The sequence below is a fragment of the Pseudomonas gebzensis genome (assembly GCF_034427815.1).
GTDB lineage: Bacteria > Pseudomonadota > Gammaproteobacteria > Pseudomonadales > Pseudomonadaceae > Aquipseudomonas.
The window spans coordinates 270634-293682 of sequence record NZ_JAXQNS010000004.1 but is presented as its reverse complement, the minus strand read 5'-3'; the positions used below and the strand labels follow the sequence as shown (position 1 = coordinate 293682).

General features: G+C 60.9%; 17 protein-coding genes and 1 pseudogene. 8 read left to right on the top strand and 10 right to left on the bottom strand.

The features are described from left to right. Positions 1–22 precede the first annotated feature (22 nt). From atpD to SJI00_RS10245, 8 genes and pseudogenes are all read left to right on the top strand, one after another. Positions 23–1399, top strand: a complete 1377-nt coding sequence (atpD, locus tag SJI00_RS10280) for a F0F1 ATP synthase subunit beta (RefSeq protein ID WP_322461616.1) — start codon at positions 23–25, stop codon at positions 1397–1399. A gap of 43 nt (positions 1400–1442) precedes the next feature. Beyond that, positions 1443–1868, top strand: coding sequence for a F0F1 ATP synthase subunit epsilon (locus SJI00_RS10275; RefSeq protein WP_322461615.1), 426 nt, complete (start codon positions 1443–1445; stop codon positions 1866–1868). Between the two features lie 115 nt (positions 1869–1983). Beyond that, a complete protein-coding gene (gene glmU, locus SJI00_RS10270) occupies positions 1984–3351 on the top strand; it encodes a bifunctional UDP-N-acetylglucosamine diphosphorylase/glucosamine-1-phosphate N-acetyltransferase GlmU (protein WP_322461614.1) in 1368 nt (455 codons plus the stop codon). A gap of 197 nt (positions 3352–3548) precedes the next feature. Beyond that, entirely contained in the window at positions 3549–4328 is a 780-nt protein-coding gene (locus SJI00_RS10265; protein ID WP_322461715.1) for a DeoR/GlpR family DNA-binding transcription regulator, read from the top strand. Between the two features lies 1 nt (position 4329). Beyond that, positions 4330–6165, top strand: coding sequence for a glutamine--fructose-6-phosphate transaminase (isomerizing) (gene glmS, locus SJI00_RS10260; protein ID WP_322461613.1), 1836 nt, complete (start codon positions 4330–4332; stop codon positions 6163–6165). A gap of 395 nt (positions 6166–6560) precedes the next feature. After that, complete coding sequence (locus tag SJI00_RS10255) at positions 6561–6986, top strand: DUF1493 family protein (protein WP_322461612.1); 426 nt, start codon at positions 6561–6563, stop codon at positions 6984–6986. Positions 6987–7236: 250 nt separating this feature from the next. After that, complete coding sequence (locus SJI00_RS10250) at positions 7237–9297, top strand: TonB-dependent siderophore receptor (RefSeq protein WP_322461611.1); 2061 nt, start codon at positions 7237–7239, stop codon at positions 9295–9297. Between the two features lie 347 nt (positions 9298–9644). Next, a pseudogene (locus SJI00_RS10245) lies at positions 9645–10467 on the top strand (SMP-30/gluconolactonase/LRE family protein). A gap of 26 nt (positions 10468–10493) precedes the next feature. Here the strand turns inward: SJI00_RS10245 and SJI00_RS10240 are convergent. From SJI00_RS10240 to SJI00_RS10195, 10 genes are all read right to left on the bottom strand, one after another. After that, a complete protein-coding gene (locus SJI00_RS10240) occupies positions 10494–10745 on the bottom strand; it encodes an ATP-binding protein (RefSeq protein WP_322461610.1) in 252 nt (83 codons plus the stop codon). Next, complete coding sequence (locus SJI00_RS10235) at positions 10745–11695, bottom strand: hypothetical protein (protein WP_322461609.1); 951 nt, start codon at positions 11693–11695, stop codon at positions 10745–10747. Before SJI00_RS10235 ends, SJI00_RS10240 begins: the two co-directional genes overlap by 1 nt. After that, positions 11692–14952: a toxin VasX gene (locus SJI00_RS10230; RefSeq protein ID WP_322461608.1), complete on the bottom strand. Its 3261-nt coding sequence runs from the start codon at positions 14950–14952 to the stop codon at positions 11692–11694. The genes SJI00_RS10235 and SJI00_RS10230 overlap by 4 nt, the downstream gene beginning before the upstream one ends. After that, on the bottom strand, positions 14949–15815 hold the full coding sequence (locus SJI00_RS10225; RefSeq protein WP_322461607.1) for a DUF4123 domain-containing protein: 867 nt from the start codon (positions 15813–15815) through the stop codon (positions 14949–14951). Before SJI00_RS10225 ends, SJI00_RS10230 begins: the two co-directional genes overlap by 4 nt. After that, entirely contained in the window at positions 15812–17857 is a 2046-nt protein-coding gene (locus tag SJI00_RS10220) for a type VI secretion system Vgr family protein (protein WP_322461606.1), read from the bottom strand. The genes SJI00_RS10225 and SJI00_RS10220 overlap by 4 nt, the downstream gene beginning before the upstream one ends. A gap of 81 nt (positions 17858–17938) precedes the next feature. Continuing rightward, on the bottom strand, positions 17939–18457 hold the full coding sequence (locus SJI00_RS10215; protein WP_322461605.1) for an Hcp family type VI secretion system effector: 519 nt from the start codon (positions 18455–18457) through the stop codon (positions 17939–17941). Between the two features lie 889 nt (positions 18458–19346). Further along, positions 19347–19736, bottom strand: coding sequence for a tautomerase family protein (locus SJI00_RS10210; RefSeq protein WP_322461604.1), 390 nt, complete (start codon positions 19734–19736; stop codon positions 19347–19349). Further along, positions 19717–20367, bottom strand: a complete 651-nt coding sequence (locus tag SJI00_RS10205; RefSeq protein ID WP_322461603.1) for an FMN-binding negative transcriptional regulator — start codon at positions 20365–20367, stop codon at positions 19717–19719. The genes SJI00_RS10210 and SJI00_RS10205 overlap by 20 nt, the downstream gene beginning before the upstream one ends. A gap of 7 nt (positions 20368–20374) precedes the next feature. After that, positions 20375–21676, bottom strand: a complete 1302-nt coding sequence (locus SJI00_RS10200) for a SidA/IucD/PvdA family monooxygenase (RefSeq protein WP_322461602.1) — start codon at positions 21674–21676, stop codon at positions 20375–20377. After that, entirely contained in the window at positions 21673–23049 is a 1377-nt protein-coding gene (locus tag SJI00_RS10195; RefSeq protein WP_322461601.1) for a diaminobutyrate--2-oxoglutarate transaminase family protein, read from the bottom strand. Before SJI00_RS10195 ends, SJI00_RS10200 begins: the two co-directional genes overlap by 4 nt.

The following is a 23049-nucleotide window of genomic DNA, read 5'->3' as shown; positions in this document are numbered from 1 at the left end:
CACATATTCAGAGGATCCAGCTATGAGTAGCGGACGTATCGTTCAAATCATCGGCGCCGTCATTGACGTGGAATTCCCACGTGACGGCGTTCCGAGTGTTTACAACGCGCTGAAAGTACAAGGCGCGGAAACCACCCTCGAAGTTCAGCAGCAGCTGGGCGACGGCGTGGTTCGTACCATTGCGATGGGCTCTACCGAAGGCCTCAAGCGCGGTCTGAACGTCACCGATACCGGTGCCGCCATTTCCGTACCGGTCGGCAAGGCTACCCTGGGCCGCATCATGGACGTCCTGGGCAACCCGATCGACGAAGCCGGTCCGATTGGTGAAGAAGAGCGCTGGGGCATTCACCGTCCTGCGCCTAGCTTCGCTGAACAAGCAGGCGGTAACGACCTGCTGGAAACCGGCATCAAGGTGATCGACCTGGTCTGCCCGTTTGCCAAAGGCGGTAAAGTCGGCCTGTTCGGCGGTGCCGGCGTGGGCAAGACCGTCAACATGATGGAACTGATCCGTAACATCGCCATCGAGCACAGCGGTTATTCCGTGTTCGCCGGTGTGGGTGAGCGTACTCGTGAGGGTAACGACTTCTACCACGAGATGAAGGATTCGAACGTTCTGGACAAAGTTGCTCTGGTCTACGGCCAGATGAACGAGCCGCCAGGAAACCGTCTGCGCGTAGCACTGACCGGCCTGACCATGGCCGAGAAGTTCCGTGACGAAGGTAACGACGTTCTGCTGTTCGTCGACAACATCTACCGTTACACCTTGGCCGGTACTGAAGTATCCGCACTGCTCGGCCGTATGCCATCAGCCGTAGGTTACCAGCCGACCCTGGCCGAAGAGATGGGCGTTCTGCAAGAGCGCATCACCTCCACCAAACAAGGTTCGATCACTTCGATCCAAGCGGTATACGTACCTGCGGATGACTTGACCGACCCGTCGCCTGCGACCACCTTCGCCCACTTGGACGCCACCGTCGTACTGTCCCGTGACATCGCTTCCCTGGGTATCTACCCAGCGGTCGATCCACTGGACTCGACTTCGCGCCAGCTGGACCCGAACGTGATTGGCAACGAGCACTACGACACCGCGCGTGGCGTTCAATATGTTCTGCAGCGCTACAAAGAGCTGAAAGACATCATTGCCATTCTGGGTATGGACGAACTGTCCGAAGCCGACAAGCAACTGGTATCGCGCGCTCGTAAGATCCAGCGCTTCCTGTCGCAGCCGTTCTTCGTGGCCGAAGTCTTCACCGGTGCCTCGGGCAAATACGTTTCCCTGAAAGACACCATCGCTGGCTTCAGCGGCATCCTCAAAGGTGACTACGACCACTTGCCAGAACAAGCGTTCTACATGGTCGGCGGCATCGAAGAAGCAGTTGAGAAAGCCAAGAAACTGTAATCCCGGCGCCCCGCAAGGGGCGCAATCAGGTTGAGGCAAGCAGATGGCTATGACAGTCCATTGCGATATCGTCAGCGCGGAAGGAGAGATTTTCTCCGGTCTGGTCGAGAGGGTAGTTGCGCACGGTAACCTGGGTGATCTTGGTATCGCTCCAGGCCACGCGCCGCTGATCACCAATCTCAAGCCAGGGCCGATCACGCTGACCAAGCAGGGTGGCGACCGTGAGGTGTTCTACATCTCCGGTGGTTTCCTCGAAGTGCAGCCGAACATGGTCAAGGTGCTTGCCGATACCGTGCAACGTGCTGCAGACCTGGACGAGGCTTTTGCTCAGGACGCCGTCAAGGCTGCCGAAAAGGCCCTGAGCGAGAAAGGTGCGGACTTCGACTACAGCGCCGCGTCCGCGCGTCTGGCCGAGGCCGCAGCCCAGCTGCGCACCGTCCAGCAGATCCGCAAGAAGTTCGGCGGTTAATACCGTTGCGCTTTGCGTAGATTGAGAAAAAGGGTAGCCATCGGCTACCCTTTTTCTTTTTCCACAGTCATACCCCACACGGTCAGGCCCTGACCGCCCAGCATTGGTAGCTTTCATGTCCCTCGATATCGTCATTCTCGCCGCTGGCCAAGGCACCCGCATGCGCTCGGCCTTGCCCAAGGTGCTGCACCCGGTGGCCGGCAACTCGATGCTCGGCCACGTTATCCACAGCGCGCGCCAGCTCCAGCCGCAAGGCATTCATGTGGTGATCGGCCACGGCGCCGAGCGAGTACGCGAGCGCCTGGCTGCCGACGACTTGAATTTCGTCATGCAGGACAAGCAGCTGGGTACCGGCCATGCCGTGGCGCAAGCGCTGCCTGCCATCAGCGCCGACACCGTGTTGGTGCTTTACGGTGATGTGCCGCTGATTGAAGTCGAAACCCTCGAGCGCCTGTTGGGCAAGGTCAACGACCAGCAACTGGGTCTGCTGACGGTCACGCTGGATGACCCCACCGGCTACGGACGCATCGTGCGTGACGATGAGGGTCAGGTCACCGCGATCGTCGAGCACAAAGATGCCAGCGAGGCGCAGAAAGCGATCAAAGAAGGCAACACCGGCATCCTGGCGCTGCCGGCCGCACGGCTGGCCGAGTGGATGGGCCGCTTGTCGAACAACAACGCCCAAGGCGAGTACTACCTGACCGACGTGATCGCCATGGCAGTCAGTGATGGCCTGGCAATCGCCACCGAACAGCCGTACCACCCCATGGAAGTGCAGGGCGCCAACGACCGTCGCCAACTGGCAGAGCTGGAGCGTCACTACCAGTTCCGCGAGGCCGGCCGCCTGATGGCCCAGGGCGTCACCCTGCGCGACCCCGCCCGCTTCGATGTGCGTGGCCAGGTCACCGTGGGCCGCGACGTGCTGATCGACATCAATGTGATCCTGGAAGGCACCGTAATCATCGAAGACAACGTGCAGATCGGCCCCAACTGTGTGATCAAGGACACTACGCTGCGCACTGGCGCCGTGGTCAAAGCCAATAGCCACCTGGACGGTGCGGTGATGGGCGAGGGCAGCGATGCCGGCCCGTTCGCACGCCTGCGCCCGGGCACCGTACTGGACGCCAAAGCCCATGTGGGTAACTTCGTGGAACTGAAGAATGCCCACTTGGGTGAGGGCGCCAAGGCCGGTCACTTGACCTACCTGGGCGATGCCGAGATCGGCGCCCGCACCAACATTGGCGCGGGCACCATTACCTGCAACTACGACGGTGCGAACAAATTCCGCACGGTGCTGGGCGAAGATGTGTTCATCGGTTCCAACAGCTCACTGGTAGCGCCGGTAGAAATCGGTTCAGGTGCGACCACGGGCGCTGGCTCGACCATCACCCAGAACGTCGATGCGGCTCAACTCGCGGTCGGCCGTGCGCGGCAACGCAACATCGATGGCTGGAAGCGACCTGAGAAAATCAAGAAGAGCTGAAACTGGCTCATGAGCGACGCCGTAAAAGCCGACAACTGTGGATAAGTCGGCTTTTTCGTTTCAGGGCCGTGGCTTGCGCTGTGCGCGATCGTTTGCACCTGCTGTCTACAGCCTGCACTGGGAAATCCATCCCTTGACGCGTGGGCCGCTTTAGGTTTTGATTGCGATCATTATCTTTCAGATCGAAACTTAAGCGCATCATGTCGAAACGTAATACGCCTCAACGCCGGCATAATATCCTCGCCTTGCTCACTGAGCAGGGCGAAGTCAGTGTCGACGCTCTGGCCAAGCGCTTTGAAACGTCGGAAGTCACCATCCGCAAAGACCTTGCCGCCCTCGAAGCCAACGGCCTGCTGCTGCGCCGCTATGGCGGTGCTGTCACCGTGCCGCAGGAGCTGCTGGCCGAGCCGGTCCAGCCGGTGTCGGCATACAAGCAGGCCATCGCCCGCGCGGCGGTGCAACTGATCCGCGAACACGCGCGCATCATCATCGACAGCGGCAGCACCACCGCAGCCATGATCGGCCAATTGGGTCGCCAGCCCGGCCTGGTGGTGATGACCAATTCGCTGCACGTGGCCCGCGCCATTGGCGATCTTGAGCACGAACCCGTGCTGCTGATGACCGGCGGCACGTGGGACCCGCATTCCGAATCCTTTCAAGGCCAAGTCGCCGAGCAGGTGCTGCGCTCGTACGACTTCGACCAACTGTTCATCGGCGCCGATGGCATCGACCTGAACCGCGGCACCACCACCTTCAACGAGTTGCTCGGTTTGAGCCGTGTGATGGCCGAAGTCGCCCGTGAAGTCATCGTCATGGTGGAGTCCGACAAAGTCGGGCGGAAAATTCCCAACCTCGAGTTGCCTTGGGACCGAGTGAATACCCTGATTACCGACGATCGCCTGCCCCTTGAGGCCCGCGAACAAATTCAAGCCCGTGGCGTCACCCTGATCTGCGCCACGATCAGCCAGGAGCAATAACATGTGTGGAATCGTGGGTGCCGTTGCTGAGCGCAACATCACAACCATTCTGATCGAAGGCCTCAAGCGCCTCGAATACCGCGGCTATGACAGCGCAGGGGTGGCTGTCTTCGGCGCTGAACAGGGCCTGCAGCGCCGCCGGCGCACGGGCAAGGTGCGCGAGCTGGAAAGCGCCGTGGCGGCCGAGCCGCTGACCGGTCAGCTGGGCATTGCCCACGTGCGTTGGGCCACCCACGGTGCCCCGACCGAACATAATGCGCACCCGCATTTCTCCGGCCATGACGTGGCCGTGGTGCACAACGGCATCATCGAAAACTTCGAGGCGCTGCGCGAAGAACTCAAAGCCCTGGGCTATGTGTTCGCTTCCGAGACGGACACCGAAGTCATCGTCCACCTGATCCACCACATCCTCAAAACCACCCCTGACCTGGCCGATGCGGTCAAAGCTGCCGTCCAGCGCTTGCACGGTGCCTACGGCCTGGCCGTGGTCAGCGCGGCGCAGCCAGACCGTCTGGTCGCCGCGCGCAGCGGCAGCCCGCTGGTCATTGGCCTGGGCATCGGCGAAAACTTCCTCGCTTCCGATCAGTTGGCCCTGCGCCAGGTGACCGATCGCTTCATGTACCTGGAAGAAGGCGACATCGCCGAGATCCGCCGCGAACAGGTGAGCATCTGGGATCAGGCCGGCCAGGCCGTACAGCGCGAAACCGTGCAGTACCATGAAGGCGCGGAAGCTGCCGACAAGGGCCAGTACCGCCACTTCATGCTCAAGGAAATCCACGAGCAGCCAAACGTCGTGCAACGCACACTTGAAGGCCGCCTGGGCAAGGACCACGTGCTGGTGCAAGCCTTCGGCCCACAAGCCGCCGAGCTGTTCGCCAAGGTGCGCAACGTGCAGATCGTCGCCTGCGGCACCAGCTACCACGCCGGCATGGTTGCGCGGTACTGGCTGGAAAGCCTGGCCGGCATCCCGTGCCAGGTCGAAGTGGCCAGCGAGTTCCGCTACCGCAAGGTGGTGGTGCAGCCCGACACCCTGTTCGTGTCGATCTCGCAGTCCGGCGAAACCGCCGACACCCTGGCCGCGTTGCGCAACGGCAAGGCCTTGGGCTTTCTCGGCAGCCTGGCGATCTGCAACGTCGGCATCAGCTCGCTGGTGCGTGAATCCGACCTGACTCTGTTGACCCTGGCCGGCCCGGAAATCGGCGTCGCCTCGACCAAGGCCTTCACCACCCAGCTTGTCTCGCTGATGCTGCTGACCCTGGCGTTGGGCCAGGTGCGTGGCACCCTCGAAGCGGGCGTCGAAGCCGAGCTGGTCGATGAGCTGCGCCGCCTGCCAAGCCGTCTGGGCGAAGCCCTGGCCATGGACAGCACCATCGAGAAAACCGCCGAACTGTTCGCCGACAAGCACCACACCCTGTTCCTCGGCCGCGGCGCGCAATACCCGGTGGCGATGGAGGGTGCGCTCAAGCTCAAGGAGATTTCCTACATCCACGCCGAAGCCTACCCGGCCGGTGAACTCAAGCACGGCCCGTTGGCCCTGGTCGACGCCGACATGCCGGTGGTCACCGTGGCGCCGAACAACGAGCTGCTGGAAAAGCTCAAATCCAACCTGCAGGAAGTCCGCGCCCGCGGCGGCGAGCTGGTGGTGTTTGCCGACGAACAGGCTGGCATGACCAATGGCGAAGGCACCCACGTGATCAACGTGCCGCACATCGCCGACGCACTGGCGCCGATCCTGTACACGATCCCGTTGCAGTTGCTGTCGTATTACGTTGCAGTGCTCAAGGGCACGGATGTGGACCAGCCGCGGAATCTGGCGAAGTCGGTGACGGTGGAATAAGGCACGGTTCGCGGTGGGTTCTGACAACCAATCCGAGCATACCGCACGTTAAAACTGCCGCGCCCGAAGGGAGCCTTGACCGGCTCCCTTTTTCGTTGCGCTTCTCTGGGCTGTTGCGCTCACCTTAACCTGCGCCGACGCTCATCCACGCTTGTGCAAATCCAGCTCGATCAATCACCCGACTCCTGCGTCAGACGTACTCAAGTTGCTGGGTTCGGTACTTGCAGTGGCCCTGGATCTTCATCACCCGCCACCCCTCCTGTGCAATTCACGCCGAGGTAGCGCGTCTCTGCTGTCTTGGGCTGTACCCGTTCATCAGCAACAATCTGCTGCCCACGCGAAACGTCAGCGGCTGCGCGTAGTCAGCTACGGTGATTGATCATCAGGAATCACCTATGAGCCAAGACGTCATCGATCCAAGCGTCATAGACAGCATTGTCATCTGCATTCAGGACACGGCGGGCTTTGGCAGAAGAGCGTTTGAACGCTTCAGCCTATCGACCGATGTGGCACGTGCTCTCGGCATCGATGGGGACGATGCCAATGAGCTGATGGTCGAGTTTTTCGAAAGGTTCTCCATCGACCTCAATGACTACGACCCCTATCGGTATTTCGTCGAGGAGGGTTTCAGCTTATGGCCATGCCGACGGCCAAAAGACAGGCGCGGGAACATACCGCTGCGCATCGGTATGTTGCATTCGGCGTTACAGGCCAGGCGTTGGGATACACAAGCGTTCGAACAGCTCAGGTTCAGCGATTCCCCACTGTATGCGCGGACAGAAGATATTCCGGTACAGGGCTACAAGATCAAGCGCCGCTGAGAGAGGCCAAATGCTTTACGAGTGCGCCCCACGCCGCCGCCTGCGGGAAAGTTGCACGGTGAGCTCTCGGCGCACCAAGGCCATCCACCCCCTTCAGCAAAAGATGAAGAATTATTTACCAAGGATTTCCAGGACTTAATGTAATTTTGTGGCCCAGAAACGCCTCCCATTACCATTTGCATTTCGCCAGGAAAACACTTTGAAAAGTCCCATCCCTGCCAGCCTTCTTTTAGTCGGCGTGTGCAGTGCCATGCCTATGGCTCAAGCGGCCGACGACCTCACACTGCCAATCACACAGATTGAAAGCACTCAGGAGGGTACCGATGCCGCCAGCGTGGGATATGAAGGCAGGGCGTCGTCCAGCACCACCAAGCTCGGGCTGACCGACAAGGAGACGCCGCAGGGTGTGACCACCATCACCCGCCAGGCGCTGGACGATTTCAGGATCACCGGCATCAAGAACGCCCTGCGCGCCGCCCCGTCGGTCACCGTCGAGCAGACCGAGAGCGACCGTACCCAATTCACCTCGCGCGGTTTCGACATCAACGCCTTTGAATACGACGGTGTCGGCATGCCGTTCGTAGGCGGTTTGCTGATAGGCGAGCAGGACCTGGCCGAGTACGAACAGATCGATGTGCTGCACGGTGCAAACGGTTTGATGAGTGGTACGGGCAATCCATCGGCCACGGTCAACTTCGTGCGCAAGCGGCCTACCGATACCTTCCAGGCGCAAATCGACACCAGCGTGGGCTCCTGGGACAGCCGTCGTGTGGACGTCGACGTCGCCGGCCCGCTGACCGACAGCGGCAACGTGCGCGGTCGCTTCATCTACTCCCACGACAAGGGCAACTCGTGGATGGACCGCTACAGCCACGAGCGCAACATCGCCGCTGGCCTGCTGGCGCTCGATGTCTCTGATGCCGACACCGTGACCATGGGCTTCTCCCAGCACAACAGCGACGCCAATGGCAGCACCTGGGGCAACCTGCCGTTGGTCGACAGCGCCGGCAACCCAATTCACTACAGCAGCCGCAGCAGCAACATCGGCCAGCCGTGGACCTACTGGAACCTGCACACCCAGCGGGCGTTCGTGGAGCTCAAACACGATTTCGGCAACGACTGGAACGCCACGCTGACCGCCACCGGCGTTCAGGAAAAGCAGAATACCAACATGCTGTATGTCGGCTCCGTCGCCGACGACGTGGCCGGCGCCTACGCCAACCACACTCGCAGCGAAGCGCACCAGTTGCTGGGCGAAGCCAAGGTGCAGGGCCCGTTCAGCCTGTTCGGCCGCGAGCACCAGCTGACCTTCGGCACCGCCTATGGTCGCACCCACCAGAAGGGTCAGGAGTATGACGAGAACCTCGAAGACGGCAGCGCTTTCACCACTTCGTTCTCCGGCATCCTGGCAGGCGCCACGCCGATGCCGTCGTTCGGCGTCACCAGCGAAGCGCTGGGGCAGAATTTCCAGGACACGCAAAAAAGCGTATTCGCCGGTGCTCGCTTCAGCCTGGCTGACGACCTGCACTGGATCGCCGGCGCGCGCATGATCAGCGCCGATGGCAAGGGCGACAGCTACGGCAGCGAGCACTCCACCCGCGAGCACGGCGAAGTGACGCCCTACACCGGCCTGGTCTACGACCTGAACGATGCCTGGAGCGTCTACGGCAGCTGGACCAAGATCTTCAACCCGCAATACAACGCGGTCGGCACCGATGGCCGCCTGCTCGATCCGCAGGAAGGCAAGAGCATGGAAGTGGGCGTCAAGGGCAGCCTGATGGACGATCACCTGCACCTGACCGGCGCACTGTTCAAGACCGAGCAACGCAACGTCGTCATGTCGTCGTTCTACGATGGCCGGCAGACCCTTTCCATACCCGGCGACATCAAGAGCCATGGTCTCGAGCTGCAGGCATCCGGCGAAATCACCCCCGGCCTGGACCTGCTCGCGGGCTACACCTACGTGCATGTCGACGACGACGAAGGCGAGCGTGCCCGTCAATACGTGCCGGCCCACGCGGTCCGCGGCATGCTCACCTATCGCTTGCCAAGCCTGCCGCAGATGAAGGTGGGTACGCGGGTCAGCTGGCAAACCAAGGTGGAGAACGACAACAACCGCGCGATTGCCCAGAACGCTTATGGCCTGGTCGATCTGATGACCAGCTACGACATCGACAGCCACTGGAGCACTTCGCTGAACCTGAACAACGTCACCGATCGCAAATACCTGCTGTCGCTGTACAACAACGCCACCACCGCCAGCTACGGCGCGCCGCGCAACCTGACGGCGTCGGTGACCTGGACGTATTGATCTGGCGATCGGCTTCGAACGCTTCCAGTGAGGCGCGTCGAAGCCTGATCAACAGGCGGGTTCGGTCTTGCAGGCTGGCCTGACCGGTAGACAGCCAAGTCCTGATCAGTTTTTTACCGCCAAGGCGTTACAGTGATGCCCGCGCTCTACCCACTACGGACGGTCTGGCGCTTGCGGCGCATCATGCTCTACAGCGGGCTTGAAGCAGATACTGCACGCTGCGCCACACCTCGCTATTTTCCTGTCTGATTCGAATGCGTCGCCCCGTGTTCGATTCATGGCCCGACTGGACGTGTCACGTGATTCGACTTTCCTTTCTGTTCAAAGCCGGGCTATCCAGCCTTGGCCTGTTGCTCGTCGCAACACTGGGTTTCTTCGCTTGGCAGAGTTTCTATCTCGTCCAGGCCGCAGCCGGCTGGCAGGTCCGAGTCAAGCATGACGATGGTGCCCAAAGCAGCGTCCCTGGCGCCCTTGGCCGATGGCTCGTTGCTGGTCAGCCTGGAGTTGCCGGACGGTAAGGGCAGCATTGTGCCAATCCAACCCGACGGGAAGCGCGAAACGGTGGTCGACGGACTGTCCAAGCCCGACGGCATGGTCGCCGCCCAAGGCGGCTGGGTGTACAGCCAGGAAACCGATGGCGCCATGGTGAGCCTGCTGAAGGATGGCCAGATCACTCACCTGTTTGAAGGTTTCAATGCGCAAGGGCTGTGGAACGACGGCGACGTGCTCTACGCCATCGAAGACCGCCATGGGAATGGGCGTCTGCTGCGTTACCGCTGGAGCGATCAGACGCTGACGGTGGTGCGCGATGGCCTCAACGAAACAGAGTCCATCACGCGCTGCACGGACGGCCGGCTGCTGTACACGGAAAAGCAGGCGGGTGTGGTTCGCCAGCTCACCGAAGACCGTCGTGATCCCGTCGTGCAAGCTAACTTGAACCAGCCGACGTACCTGATGTGTGACCAGCGCGGCCTGTGGATAAGTGAGGATTCCACCCACCGCGCACGTTTGTTGCTGATCGATGCACAGGGCGAACGGCACACGATCCTGTCATTCCTCAAAGCCCCGCAGTCCATCGTACGCACAGCCCAAGGCACCTATCTGCTGGCCGAAGGAGGGCGTGACCGGGTGCTGGAGCTGGTGCCCCCGCCGGTTACAGCAAGCCAATAAAGGCCGCGCGATGGAGGGGCAGGGCGTCATCCCGTGGGCCCTGCAAAGCACAGCGTTCGCCCCTCACGGTTGCCGATCAGCAGCCGGCCACTGAGTGCGTTCATGATCATCTCGACGATGGCCAGGCCCAGCCCGGCGCCTTGGTCGCTGCCCCTGCTGTAGAACCGCTTCGGCGGGCGCGGCGCGTGCGACGCATCAATGCCGGGCCCGTGAACCTGCACGCGAAGCATTAGCGTGCCATTGTGCACGCACGCCAATGCGACTTGGATTTCAATCACTATGCGGTCTGCGCAGCCAGTTCGGCTTCACGTTTGGCGATGGCGGCTTCGAGCTCAGGTGAGCGCTTGGCCCATTGTTCGGGAGGAAGGGGTTTTGACCATTCGATGATTTCGGGGTAGGGCAACTCAGGTGGAGGAGCGAGCTTCCAGGTCTGAAGCATCATGGCCAGCGGCGTGCCAAGGAGAAAAATTGAGGAAAAGAGCCACAGCGCCTGACCAAATCTTCTAGCCATAAGATGATCAATGATCCCTGTTAAAAAACCGTAGCAGATGCCTAAAACAACCCCTTTCCTGCCAAGCTTCCCACGGATATTTTCCAAGTCGTTGTCGAGCGAGATCGCGTCTGCTCCAATCTCCATGTAACTGCGCATACACTCCCAGAGGCTCATCGCTGTTTCACCGCCACCGCAGTTGAATCCGATACTGAAATCACGGTCCTTCTCATGCGCGTCAGGATCAGGGTTTCGGAATCCTATTACCAACAGACCCTGTGTCGTTTTGCCGTGCTGGCCGACGGAGCTGACCGCTACTGCCTGGGCGGTAACTTGTTCCCAGGGGACGATCCAGTAGCGGCCATCTTCAAATGGTATGCACACTTCACGGCGTTGGCGGTTGAAGCGAACGGGGAGAGGAACGGGGCTTATCAATCCTCTAATGACTAGAAAAATCGGTATGCCGAGGACAAATAATGTCAGCGCTAATGACCATTCAAAGTATTCATCAGAGAAGCTCTCGTAATATAAAAATAATATACTCATTATGAGGACTGGCCAAATAGTCATCACGGCAGAACCGATGCTGTAAGAACCAATATCGAGAAATATCTCGTTCTTCCGCCAAATAGTGTTGAGTACATCCTTGGGCTCTCTGCCAGTGGGTACAGCTGGGGGCGCAAGATAGTCTTCGCGTGAGAACATTCTTTTTCGGCTGCAAGGCGAGGCTAACGTCATGCTTTGTCCTTGGGCGTCAAATAGCTGGAATTCTGATTGGGGCCCAGGCGGTAGATGCTGGCCCCATTCAGCTCGGGGATATCCTCACCGGAGCGCAATGTAATGATTTCGTCGTCCGGCGATAAGGTGTAGACAAGGCCTCGCTCTCCGCCGATAACGGCTCCGTCGTTAGCCAACAACGCTACTGGACTGAGGTAACACAAACGTATGGATAAGCGGGTGAGGGGCACTTGGAATTGGCCACTCAGACGTAGTCCCTGGCCGGCATCGACTGGAATCCAGCTGCACTGGCTAGTCTTTAGCCAAGTGGCTCCGAGATCAGTCGGAGTGCCCCGGGGGCTGGTGCCAAAGCTGACTGAGGATGGAGTAGGATTGCCGCTCATGGCCAGGTCGATTTGTGCAGCTGTTGGAGCAGCACCAGGCAAGTCGATAATGAGTCGGTTAATACCGCTCTGAACAATCGTGTCATCGAGCGAGCCATGGATATGCAAGTATCTGGTTTCTACAGACAAGCGCGGCTGATACAGAAGCAGCATCAGCTCATTGAGCTCATCCAGTTGGGTCTGAGGAGTAATTGGCTTGTTGTCACCAGCACGCCCATGGGACCAACAGCATTTTCTCAAGTAGTTTTGCATAGGACTGGCTTGGCGCAGCCAGGCAATCAAGTAAAGAGCACCCAGCGCCAACAGCAACAGGTTCATCGGCCCCATACCAAGGCGAAAGAGCCGTATGGCTGTTGTGGTGGGGATTTTATTTGATAACCGCAGCCCAGTCAGACCAAGTCCCAGGAGCGCTTGTGTTCCAAATACAGAAACTTGTCCGGTAACGGCCAATTGCTTTATTTTAAGCCACGGGTCAATGCTGCTTTGAGCGCTGTCTATTTGAATTTGAAGCGATTTAAGCTCGCTCAAGGCCGCTCTAGCGGATAGCCATCCTACAATCCCACCAAATAACGTGAGCATCGGAGCCGTTACAGAATGCCCAAAAGGCAGCCTTGCACTCATCTCATTGATGCCCTTCCCCAAAATCATCCAATTCTGAACCACTGCCCCTAACGCCGCCCCCGCATACAGATACGCAGACACGCTCTCCGCCTGACGCTGCGCATCGCTGCCCTCTATCAAGTCAGCCTGTCCGGCATAACTACCGGCGTTAAGCGCGTTGACCACCAGAGCCGCCAACGGCAACAGACCGCCGGAAGCCTTGACCACGGGGGCATTGACGATTGCGCCGACCCGTCCAAGGGCGATGGCCTGAGCGGTGGTGCGTGTCCATTGCGCCAAGGCATCGGCCTTTTGGCCCACCAGGCGCCAGACTGCCACGCCGTTCTCGAGACCTCGAAGCAAGCGGGTGTCTTCACCCAAACGCAGGACGATAAAGAGCCCTATTGGAAGTGCCGTGCCCTTGCGGGTCTGTATCAGCGAGGCGCCCAAGCGTGTCAGTGTCGCGGTCCAGGCGCCTTCGAGATTGCCTGCCAGGCGCTCGATCGTGCGTAGCGTATCGGGGTCCAAAACCCTGGCGATGGCAGCGCGGGTATCGGCGAGGTTTTCAAGGCTCAAAGCCGTTATTAGTTCATTCAGGCGCGAGGTGTTATTGACCGCAGCCTCCAGGCTTGGGCTCCAGGCCTGAAACACCAGGCGCAGCAAGCCCGGATCGTCGCTGCTGACGTAATCGGAAAACTGCTTGGCACCTTCGCTGCGGCTGCACTGTGCACTCAGGCACGCCACCGTCAGGCTTTCTAGCCATTGAAGATGGGCTTCGCTGCTTTGGTCGACAAACCAGGTACCGCGCTCACTGCGGTGCAGGTAGGTTTTACGATCTGTGTAGAGCAGCTTATGGCGTGCCTCGACCTGTTCGAAGTGATGCGGAGCTTCATGATCGAGCCAATGATTCATTCGCTTCAGGTCAATGTAGTCTCCGACCTTTGTCGCCCCCTGTCCGCCTTGATGGGCGCTGACTTTTTCTTGGTGATACTCATGCACAACCTGTAACACTTCGCGGTGCAGGACGCTCGGGATGAGGGTGCGCACCTTGCTCAATGCTGCCTCTCGTTGGCTATGCACTCGGGCCAGCATCGCGTTCGCTTGGGTATGTCCATACTGTCGGCCACGTTGTTGGTTGATATTCGTTTCTTCAGCCAGGAGGCTACTGAGCTGCTTCTGGCAATCGAGCAGGGTGTCGCCCTGTTCTGGTGTTAGCTGCAGCGTGTGTTCGCGATAACGGTAAGTAAGCAGGTTGGCGACTTCGCCTCCATCCTCGCTGAGCAGGCTGCGAACGAAACTACCTACGGTTTGCCGCAGGCTATTGTCGGCGACCCATTCTTCATGGTCTGCCTCGGCTTTGTTCTGCTCATGGTTGATATCCCGTAACACGCCCAAATCATCATCCAGCGCAGCAAACACGCCGTACAGCGGCCCGGCCTGTTGAAGGGCGGCATCGAGCCAGGCTTGGGCAGGTCTGAGCGCCCAAGGGCTCGCGCTCCAGCTCCCGGGCTCTTCTACGGGTTGCCCAGGCGGTTGCTTGCCGGCCACGCCTTCAAGCTTTTGCAGCCATTCGAGACTGGCGACGTAGGCTTTGACGTTGTCCGCCGTAGGCGTAGCGAACATGGCTTCACCCAAGGCTTCGGTGCCCGCACGATACTTCGCGCCGTTCTCCTGAAAATCATGGGCCAAGGTTCGGTCGCGCACGTTCGGCATGAGTTCGGCGATCAACGCTGGCGCTTTGGCGAGGGGCGGACAGTGTTTGGCTGAGAGTGTTTTGGCAATCTGAGGGAGGCCGATCTGGCGCATGCGCTGGCGCCGTTCATCGCTCCTTTTCAGGCGATCGCAAGCGGCTTGGCCCAAGGGCATTTCGCTGTAGAGCATCCAGGCGTCGGCGTTCTTTTTCAGCGCGATGCCGGCCAATGCGCCTGTTGTGAGCGCTGCGTGGGGTTGCGTCAACGGTTGCTCGAGCAATAGGCCATCCGCCGCTACCGCATAGCGTTGCAGCGGCCCGTCGGCCTGCCACAGGTACACATAGCCTGCGCGCAAACGGCGCAGTGCCATCGGGTGACTTTGGGTCGGGCAGGGCGGTGCGAAATCGGCGTGTTCGGCGCCTTGTTCTGCCATTGCGTAACGGCAGGGCACCACGAAAATATCCGGTTGGCGCGCAGGGCAGGTGGCGACGGGGCTCGATAACTCCTCGCTGCCGAACTGGCTTTTCGCGGCCTGGTCAGCGGCGGCGAGGTTACGGATTTTCTCAAGTGTTCGAGTGGTCATGCGAACGGCTCCTTGTCAGTCAGCAGCCAACGCCGATGCAGCTCCAGCAACAGGGCGTCCAGGCGTTGTGTGGGGTTGAGTGTTGGCTGTTGAAGAATCTGGCGGTGGGCCTGATGGTCGCAGGCGTGTGGGAATACCGTGCCGTGTTCGGCGACCAAGGCGGACCAGCGCGCCACTTGGTTGGGCGCGGAGTACCCATAACGTGCGGCCCCTTCGCGACACAGTGCTGCCCATTCCTGCTGCTCGGTGTCTGAATATGGGCTCAGGCAATCAGGGAAATAGCGGCGTACGTGCGCCAGCAGTTGCTGGTCGAACAGCGTCAGCTTGCCTTGGTTGAGCCTTTGCAGTTGCTGCTCGTCCAGGTATAGCCAGGGCCGTGTGGAAAAGGGCTGAGCGCTTTGTCGGTCTTGCTCACGAACGATCCAGTGTTCGTCCTGGCCTTCCCCGGCGGGTAGGCGCACGCGGCTGACCGGGCCCAGCACATGATCCTTTTCGGCGGGGCTTAACGCGGGCAGCCAGTACCGCATAATGCGTGGGTCGTAGTAACGAAACAGCATGCAGGCATCGCCGCTCACACGCGCGTGAACCAGGCTGCGCAGATGTTCAGCCAGTCGCTGCAGAGGGGCAGTGCTTTCGATGAGGAGACCGGCGCTGTGCTGCCAGTGATCCGTGAAGGTTGCTTCAAGTTCGCTGTGGGGTCGCAATGCGACCAGTAGAGGGCCGACCTCAAACACCGCCCGATAAGGTGTTTGATGGTAGAGCCACTCGGCAATCGGGTTGTCATCCAGACGGCACAAACGGCCCGGCAGGTTTTCGATCTGTGCACCATCGAGCAGCAGATAACGTGAGACGTTGCTGGTCATGGCGTCACTTCCAGTTGTTGGCATATCTCGCAAACGGGTTGAGCCGCTGTGGCGGCTCGCTGCAAGGCCTGACGCAAGGCGGGCATGAGCAATTCACCGGCCTGGTCCGCATCCACCTCCCTCAACGCCCCCGGCAACACCGGCGCTGCACCCGCGCCACTGCCCGGGCTGCCGCCACTGTTCACATTCACCACCGGCCCGCTGATCGTGACGCCCCCGGCATCGATCTTGATAAAGCTTCCGCCGGCCTTGAGCGTCAGCTCACTGCCCGCTTCCAGCACCATCTTCAGGCCACTGCTCAGGTGAATTTCCTGGCCCGCTTCGACAAACTGCCCCTGACCAATCCGGGCGTGCTGATTCAGCGCCACGGTCAGATGGTCATCCGCCCGCGCCTCCACTTTGCGGTCGGCATGCACGGTGCGGTGTTCTTCGGCCTTGAACTCGCTGTAGGTGTTGGCTTCAACGGTGTCGTGGCGCTCATGGCCCACGCGGATGGTCTGGTTGTGCTCGATGTTCTCGTCCCAGTCGCGCTGGGCGTGCACAAAGATCTGCTCCTGGCCTTTTTTATCCTCGATGCGCAGTTCATTGAAACCGCCGCCACCGGGCGAGCTGAGGGTCTTGAAGGTGCTGCGGGTCTTGTTCGCCGGCAGGTCGTACGGGGCGAGGTGTTCCCTGTGGTACAGGCAACCGCTGATCAGTGGCTGGTCGGGGTCGCCTTCAAGAAAGGTCACCAGCACTTCCATGCCAATGCGCGGAATGGCGATACCGCCGTAGCGCGCGCCGGCCCAGGCCGAGCAGACGCGCAACCAGCAACTGGTCTTGTCGTCGCCCTGGCCCTCGCGGTCCCAGTGGAATTGCACCTTCACGCGGCCGTACTGATCGCAGTGGATCTCTTCGCCTTTGGGGCCGGTGACCACTGCGCTTTGCGCGCCGAGCATGCGTGGTTTCGGGTGCATCAAGGGCGGGCGGTTCGGCACATCCCAAGGGGTGGCCTTGAAGCGATTGCGATAACCGTGTTGAAAATCATCGCTCAGCGCCCGCGTGTCGCTGGTCACCGATTCTTCAAGTACGTGGGGCTGTTTGCCCTCGTGGAGGACTTCAGTGAGCAGCCACAGGTCATTCCAGCGCGCCTCACTGTGCTGGGTCAGGGGCAGGAAATGGCCGCTGACCAGCAAGGGCTGGTCGCTCTGACCCTCGGCCTGCTGATAGTCACTGCGGTGGCGTTCAAGCGCGCGTTTGGCCAGGTGCTTGCCGCGCTCGCGGTCAGTGAATCGACCGGGATAGGCGTAGGCTTCAAGGTCGGGGAGGGCGTCGCTGCGGTGTTCTGCGTCGAGCTCGATACGCGGTTTTTCAAAGTCGTAGTCGCGCTGGGTAACGCGACTGGTGCGGGTTTCCAGGCGCAGGTCGAAGCGCTTGATAACCGGGTGGTCAGCGACCATGCCGGCGTCTTGCTGGTAGGCCACAGGCTCGAGTTTCGGGAAGACCGTCTGGTCATCGCCAAACACCAGCGTGTGGGCCGTGGCGCTGTGCTGGAAGTGGTAATGGATACCCTCTTCCTCGCACAGGCGCTGGATGAACTGCAGGTCCGACTCATCGTACTGAACGCAGTAGACACGTGGGGGGTAAGTCGCCCCGAGGTGAAAGGCATAGGCGTCACGCTGGATGCCATGCTCTTCGAGCACCTGGCCAATGAGGGTGGGCACGCTAAGGTTTTGGAACATGCGCTGGTTGATGCGGTGCGCCAGGTTTGCCAACTGCGGGCGCAGCGTCACGGCGTAGCGGGTCAGGCGTTTACCAGCGTCGCCCTGGAGGACGCGAGCGACCTGACCGTGAATACCGCTGCCATCGGCTGACAGCTGTAAAAAGGCGAGTTTGTGCAACAGGGTTTCGAGGTCGAGGGACGCGTGCTCGCTGACCAGCTCGATGTCGAATACGAACGGTTGGCTGATGGCCTCGCGGCCGGTCAGAGAGAGGACCTGAAGGTCATTGTCCAGCCCCGCGATGGTCAGGCTGAAGTGGGTCTGGTTGGCAGGCGCGAACATCCTGGGCTCCTTGCGTCATGCGGCGAGAGGAACAGCATCGACCAGCACCGCTGGCCGATGTGTCTACACAGTCAACCAGGCTCAGGCGGTGACCGGAGCGCGCCAGTCATCGGAGCCCGACGTGCCTGAGACTTCGTGGGTCCAGGTGATTTTGCGGTAGCTGAACTCCACCTCTTCCAGGTGGGTGAAGTGCGAGAGCGAAGGGTCTTGGCAGTTATGCATGGCACCCCTGATGTCGACGACGATCGCGTCTTCGAGCGTGGTGGTGTAGTAGTGCTCCTGGGTGCCCATCGCCGAGGTTCGATACCACTGAATGGTGATTTCGCTCAGGCGCTCGCCCGAGGTCAGCGCCGCCTGCAGCAGCGGCGAGGACTTGTCGAAGACCTTGGTGATCTTCACCGGCTTGTGAATGCGCTGGCCTGTTGGCTGGCCGGATTGCGGATCACGCGGGATGATCACCTGGTGGCTGAAGCCCTGAATCATGACCTGGTCTTCGTGACCTTCCTGGTAGGTGTTGCCGACCGAGTCGGCGGTAAAGGCACCGGCGGTAATCAGGCCTTGTTTGGAGCCTGTAATCGACATGTATGCTGGTGTAGCCATGGAGATACTCCCTGTGGATAAGTAAGGATGCCCAGGCGAAAATTCGCCGGTGGGTGAACTTAGTTATCAAGCATCGTGCCAGTTTATATATTCTTCATATAAATCATGGACATAAGATTTTTGTAGGAATATGTACCGGGTATTTATCGCGAAAACTGGTTAAAAGTGCGCAAGAACTTGCGCAGTGCTGTGCAAGTTCTTGCGCACTCGGTTGGACGCCACGGCGTGCAAGGGCTGCAGAGATCTATCCACAGGGTTTTCGATAAACAGTTGTGCAACTATTTGCGCAGTTTAGAAACTGGGGGGAGGGGGGTTAATTAACAACCAGCGAGCTCAGAGCGCGGCTGGTATTGCCGAGTTATCTGGTTGTGATCCAGAGAGGCTTCTAGGCTCTGTCTGAAAAGTCCTGATACTCGTCCATGCTGCGTTGAAAACCGGCTCGGAATGCTCATGTACTCCAGTACACTCCGCTTCCTCGCCGGTTTTCGCCTTGCCTGGCCTTCGTCTCAGAACTTTTCAGACAGAGCCTAGCGATCACAGCCGCTGTGGGTAAGTCGATTTAAGCTTGAACAAGTTTTAACAACTTTCACGGTGCCTTTTAGGCTCTGTCTGGAAAGCCTTGAGACTCGGTATGCTGCGTTAAAAACAGCCTGGAAGGCCGGCCCCGACTAGGCGTGCCCAACTGGGCGCCCCCGTCGTAATGCTCATTTACTCCCGTAAAGTCGAGCGCGCCCCCGGCTGTTTCTCGGCTGTTTTTGCGGGGCCGCCATCGGCTTTATCCAACCGTCGCTCAAGACTGTTCAGACAGAGCGTGTTTTCAATTGCTTGACCAGCAAGTTTCCTTCATCAGTACGCGCTGCATCGCCAAGCCACTTGCCCACAAATCCTGCTACACCTCCACGTCATAACCAAAATCGATATCGCACGCCGCCACTCCGCCCCGCATACCCCAGTTCTGCGCGGGGTGCTCGTCCAACAGCACCAGCACCGCGTCCGCAGGTATCTTCAGCAGAGCGGCCAGGCGTTCGCTGACCTGTTGGTACAGCCGCCGCTTGGTGGCCAGGGTGCGGCCTGCGAATACGGTGATCTGCACATGCAGGTACTGCGCACGGTCGCCCGGGGTGCGCCAGTCTTGCGGCGCAAGGCAGTGATAGCGCGCTTGCAGCTCTTCGTCGCTGACCCCGAACACCTCCCGCAGGCAGGCGTACACCGTCTCTATCACGGCGTGCTTTTGCTCGGCATGGCGTTGCACGCCGTCTTCAATCCGGACGATGGGCATGAGCGTCTCCTCGGGTGGTGGGGTTGGCGAACGCTTTCAGGTGTTCCAGTAACCCGCGCAGGTCGCGGCCTTGGGCTTCGATGAACCAGTCCAGGGCAGCGTCGCGGTCTTCCTCGCGTTTGTCTTGAGAGAGCTTGAAGCGCCCCTCGACCTGCAAGGGCTCGATGGCCAGGCCGAGGATGTGGGGGAGGTTGGCCACCACGCGCGGGTCGTGTGGGTCGACCCGGTAAGTGGAGCTGTGGTGGGCCAGGCGCTCTGCCGTTCGCTCAAGGATGGCGAGAGTTTCAGGCGCCTGATCAAGCACCTGGATACGTGCATGCATGTGCACGGCAAGGTAGTTCCAGGTGGGCAGTTGGCGGTGTCGATAGCCTTCGGGCGGCACGTAACTGGAGGGGCCCATGAATACCAGCTGGGCCTCCAGGGGGGTGCGCGCTTCGAACTGTGGGTTGCGTCGGTCGACATGCCCGAACAAGCTGCCATCCGGGTTGCGCAGCAACGGGATATGGCTGCTGCAGAAGCGACCGTCGGCCGTTGAGGTGATCAGCGCAAGGGGAAACGCGTCGATGAAGCGGTTGATCGCGCCCAGGTCAGTGCAGCGGTAATCGGTGTAATGGAAGGGGCACTGGCTCATGGGGGCCTCACAAAGCTGAAAAGACGCGTGCCAACGCGGCACGGGGTGGCGCCAGTTGTTGCTGCAGCGATTCGACGATGCTTTGCGAGCGCAACGCCAGCAGGCTGAACGAGCCCGCATCGCCCATGCCATGGCTCGATTCGCACAGCCCGTTGAAATACAGCGGTGGGTGCTCGGGCAGCGCGACGCGGTAGTCGCGGGCGATGGTCAGCGTGTCGTGCCCTTGCGCCAAGGGGGCCAGCAGCGGTGGCCATGGCTCCTGTCGATCGCCGCTGCCCAGGTCGAGGAAACCGGTGGCAAGCACCACCAGGTCGAAGCGTTGGCGGCTGACCTCGCCGCTGAGAAAATGCTGGCTTTCCAGCTCCACTGCGTCTGGCCCGGGGCGACAGGCGAGGATTTCCTGGCAGGTGTGCAGGTTGATGCGCTGGCGCTGGTGCAACCGGTCTTCATAACGCCGAACGTACAGTTGGTTGAGCACATCGATGTCCGAGGCCGAGTAGTTGGTGTGCACCAGCTCCCGGCGTAAGCGCGCCTTGTTCTCGGGGCTGGCGGCATGGAAGGCGTCGACGAAACCGGGGAAATACACCTCGTCGGAGAACGGGCTGGTGTCTTTCTGCCGATAGCCGAAGTTGCGGGTATAGCCCACCAGGTGGGCGACCCCCGCCTGCTCACTGGCGTGCAGGAGGATTTCCACCGCGCTCTGACTACCGCCAATCACCGCCACACGGGCCTCGGGGTGATGCTCCAGGGTCGCGGCAAGGCTTGGCAGGTAATGATTGAGGTGGCGAATACGCGAGTCCTGCAGGCCGGCGAATGGCGCCGGCACGTGCGGCGTGCGGCCAGGGGCAAAGGCCAGGCTGCGGGCGTGGTAGACGCTGCCGTCGGCGGTCGTCACGCGGTAGTAGCCGCCGCGTTCGGCCACCGCCTCCAGGCTTACCGCCTCGCGCTGGTAGTCCACCTGGTGGGTGAAGAACTGCGCGACCCATTTCACGTACTGGGCGTATTCCAGGCGCAGCGGATAATGCAGCGGCAGGTTCAGGTGCTCGTAGAGGCGCTGGTTCTCGAACAGGAAATTGGTAAACGAGTACCGGCTGCGTGGGTTGCGCGGGGTGACCAGGTCGCGCAGCGGGTGGTTCTGAATGTCCGAGCCGGGCAACAGCATGCCCGGTTGCCAGTGAGGACCGTCGCGGCGTTCGAGAAAGCGCACCGACAGGTCAGGTGCCAATTCTTCCAGGGCGATGGCCAGGGCCAGGTTGGCCGGGCCGAAGCCGATACCAAGCACGTCCAGCAGGGGAGTGGGCGTGTTCATGCTGGCATCCCCCCGACCGATCGCTGCGCGGCCGCTCGCGCCGCAGGCTGCTGCGCGGCCAGCGCGCGCGCCAGGCGTTCGAGGATGGCGTCGATCTCGTGCTCGCTGATGGTCAGCGGCGGCAGGAAGCGCAGCACGGCGCCATGCCGCCCCCCGCTCTCGATGATCAGGCCTTCGTCCAGGCACGCGCGCTTCACTGCGCGCGCCAGGTCCCCCGCCGCAGGCGGATGGCCCAGGGCATCGACGGCGCCGTCGGGGTCTATGAGCTCCACGCCGATCATCAGGCCACGGCCGCGCACATCGCCGATGCATGGGAAGCGGCGCTGCAGCGCCAGCAAACCTTGGCGCAGTCGCTCGCCGGTGCGCCGTACGTGCGCCAGAAGATTCTCTTCGCGCAGGAAATCCAAGGTTGCCGCGCCGCTGACCAGGGCGATCTGGTTGCCGCGGAAGGTGCCGGCGTGAGCGCCCGGCTGCCAGCGGTCGTACTCATCGCGGTACACCAGGACCGACAGCGGGTACCCGCCGCCGATGGCTTTGGACAACAACACCGCATCCGGCACGATGCCGGCGTGCTCGAAGGCGAACATGTCGCCGCTGCGGCCAATGCCGCTCTGTACTTCATCCACCACCAGCGGCACATCGTGGCGGGCGGTGATTTCGCGGACCTGGCGCAGCCACTCGGCGCTGGCCGGAATACAGCCGCCTTCGCCCTGGATCGGCTCCACCAGCAGCATTGCCGGTTTGTTCACGCCGCTTTCCGGGTCGCTCAACAGGTTTTCCAGGTAAGCCAGGCTGAGCCGTTCGGTTTCCTGCGCATCGACCTGGGCACCAAACGGGCTGCGGTAGGTGTAGGGGAAGGGCAGGAACTGGACTTCCGCCGGCATGCCGCTGATGGCCTGCTTGGGCGCCAGATTGCCCATCATGCCGAGGGTGGCGTGGGTCATGCCGTGGTAGGCGCCTTGGAACACCAGCACCGAACGGCGGCCGGTAGCGGTCTTGAACAGCTTCAGCGCAGCCTCCACGGCATCGGCGCCCGTCGGCCCGCAGAACTGCACCTTGGCTTGGCGCGACAACGTCTCTGGTAGCGCTGCGAACAGCTTGTCCATGAAGCGCAGCTTGGCCGGGGTGGCCAGGTCCAGGGCCTGCTGCAACTGGCCGGACTGGAGGAATTCGATCACCCGTTGTTGCACGTAAGGGTGATTGTGGCCCAAGGGCAGGGCGCCGGCGCAGGCCAGGCAGTCGATGTAGCGGCGGCCTTGGTCGTCCTGCACCTGGGCCAGGGAGCCCCAGTTCAGTACGCGCTGGATGCTGCGCGAGTAGGTGCGCGCGCTGGATTCACGTCGATCGAGGGATTCAAGCAGTTCGCTGTTCAT

Coding starts and splice junctions, on each gene's coding strand:
- SJI00_RS10250 (WP_322461611.1), top strand. CDS start 7,237: ATGCCTATGGCTCAAGCGGCCGACGACCTCACACTGCCAATCACACAG.
- atpD (WP_322461616.1), top strand. CDS start 23: ATGAGTAGCGGACGTATCGTTCAAATCATCGGCGCCGTCATTGACGTG.
- SJI00_RS10255 (WP_322461612.1), top strand. CDS start 6,561: ATGAGCCAAGACGTCATCGATCCAAGCGTCATAGACAGCATTGTCATC.
- SJI00_RS10200 (WP_322461602.1), bottom strand. CDS start 21,676: ATGAACACGCCCACTCCCCTGCTGGACGTGCTTGGTATCGGCTTCGGC.
- SJI00_RS10275 (WP_322461615.1), top strand. CDS start 1,443: ATGGCTATGACAGTCCATTGCGATATCGTCAGCGCGGAAGGAGAGATT.
- glmU (WP_322461614.1), top strand. CDS start 1,984: ATGTCCCTCGATATCGTCATTCTCGCCGCTGGCCAAGGCACCCGCATG.
- SJI00_RS10215 (WP_322461605.1), bottom strand. CDS start 18,457: ATGGCTACACCAGCATACATGTCGATTACAGGCTCCAAACAAGGCCTG.
- SJI00_RS10205 (WP_322461603.1), bottom strand. CDS start 20,367: ATGAGCCAGTGCCCCTTCCATTACACCGATTACCGCTGCACTGACCTG.
- SJI00_RS10235 (WP_322461609.1), bottom strand. CDS start 11,695: ATGACGTTAGCCTCGCCTTGCAGCCGAAAAAGAATGTTCTCACGCGAA.
- glmS (WP_322461613.1), top strand. CDS start 4,330: ATGTGTGGAATCGTGGGTGCCGTTGCTGAGCGCAACATCACAACCATT.
- SJI00_RS10230 (WP_322461608.1), bottom strand. CDS start 14,952: ATGACCACTCGAACACTTGAGAAAATCCGTAACCTCGCCGCCGCTGAC.
- SJI00_RS10195 (WP_322461601.1), bottom strand. CDS start 23,049: ATGAACAGCGAACTGCTTGAATCCCTCGATCGACGTGAATCCAGCGCG.
- SJI00_RS10210 (WP_322461604.1), bottom strand. CDS start 19,736: ATGCCCATCGTCCGGATTGAAGACGGCGTGCAACGCCATGCCGAGCAA.
- SJI00_RS10225 (WP_322461607.1), bottom strand. CDS start 15,815: ATGACCAGCAACGTCTCACGTTATCTGCTGCTCGATGGTGCACAGATC.
- SJI00_RS10220 (WP_322461606.1), bottom strand. CDS start 17,857: ATGTTCGCGCCTGCCAACCAGACCCACTTCAGCCTGACCATCGCGGGG.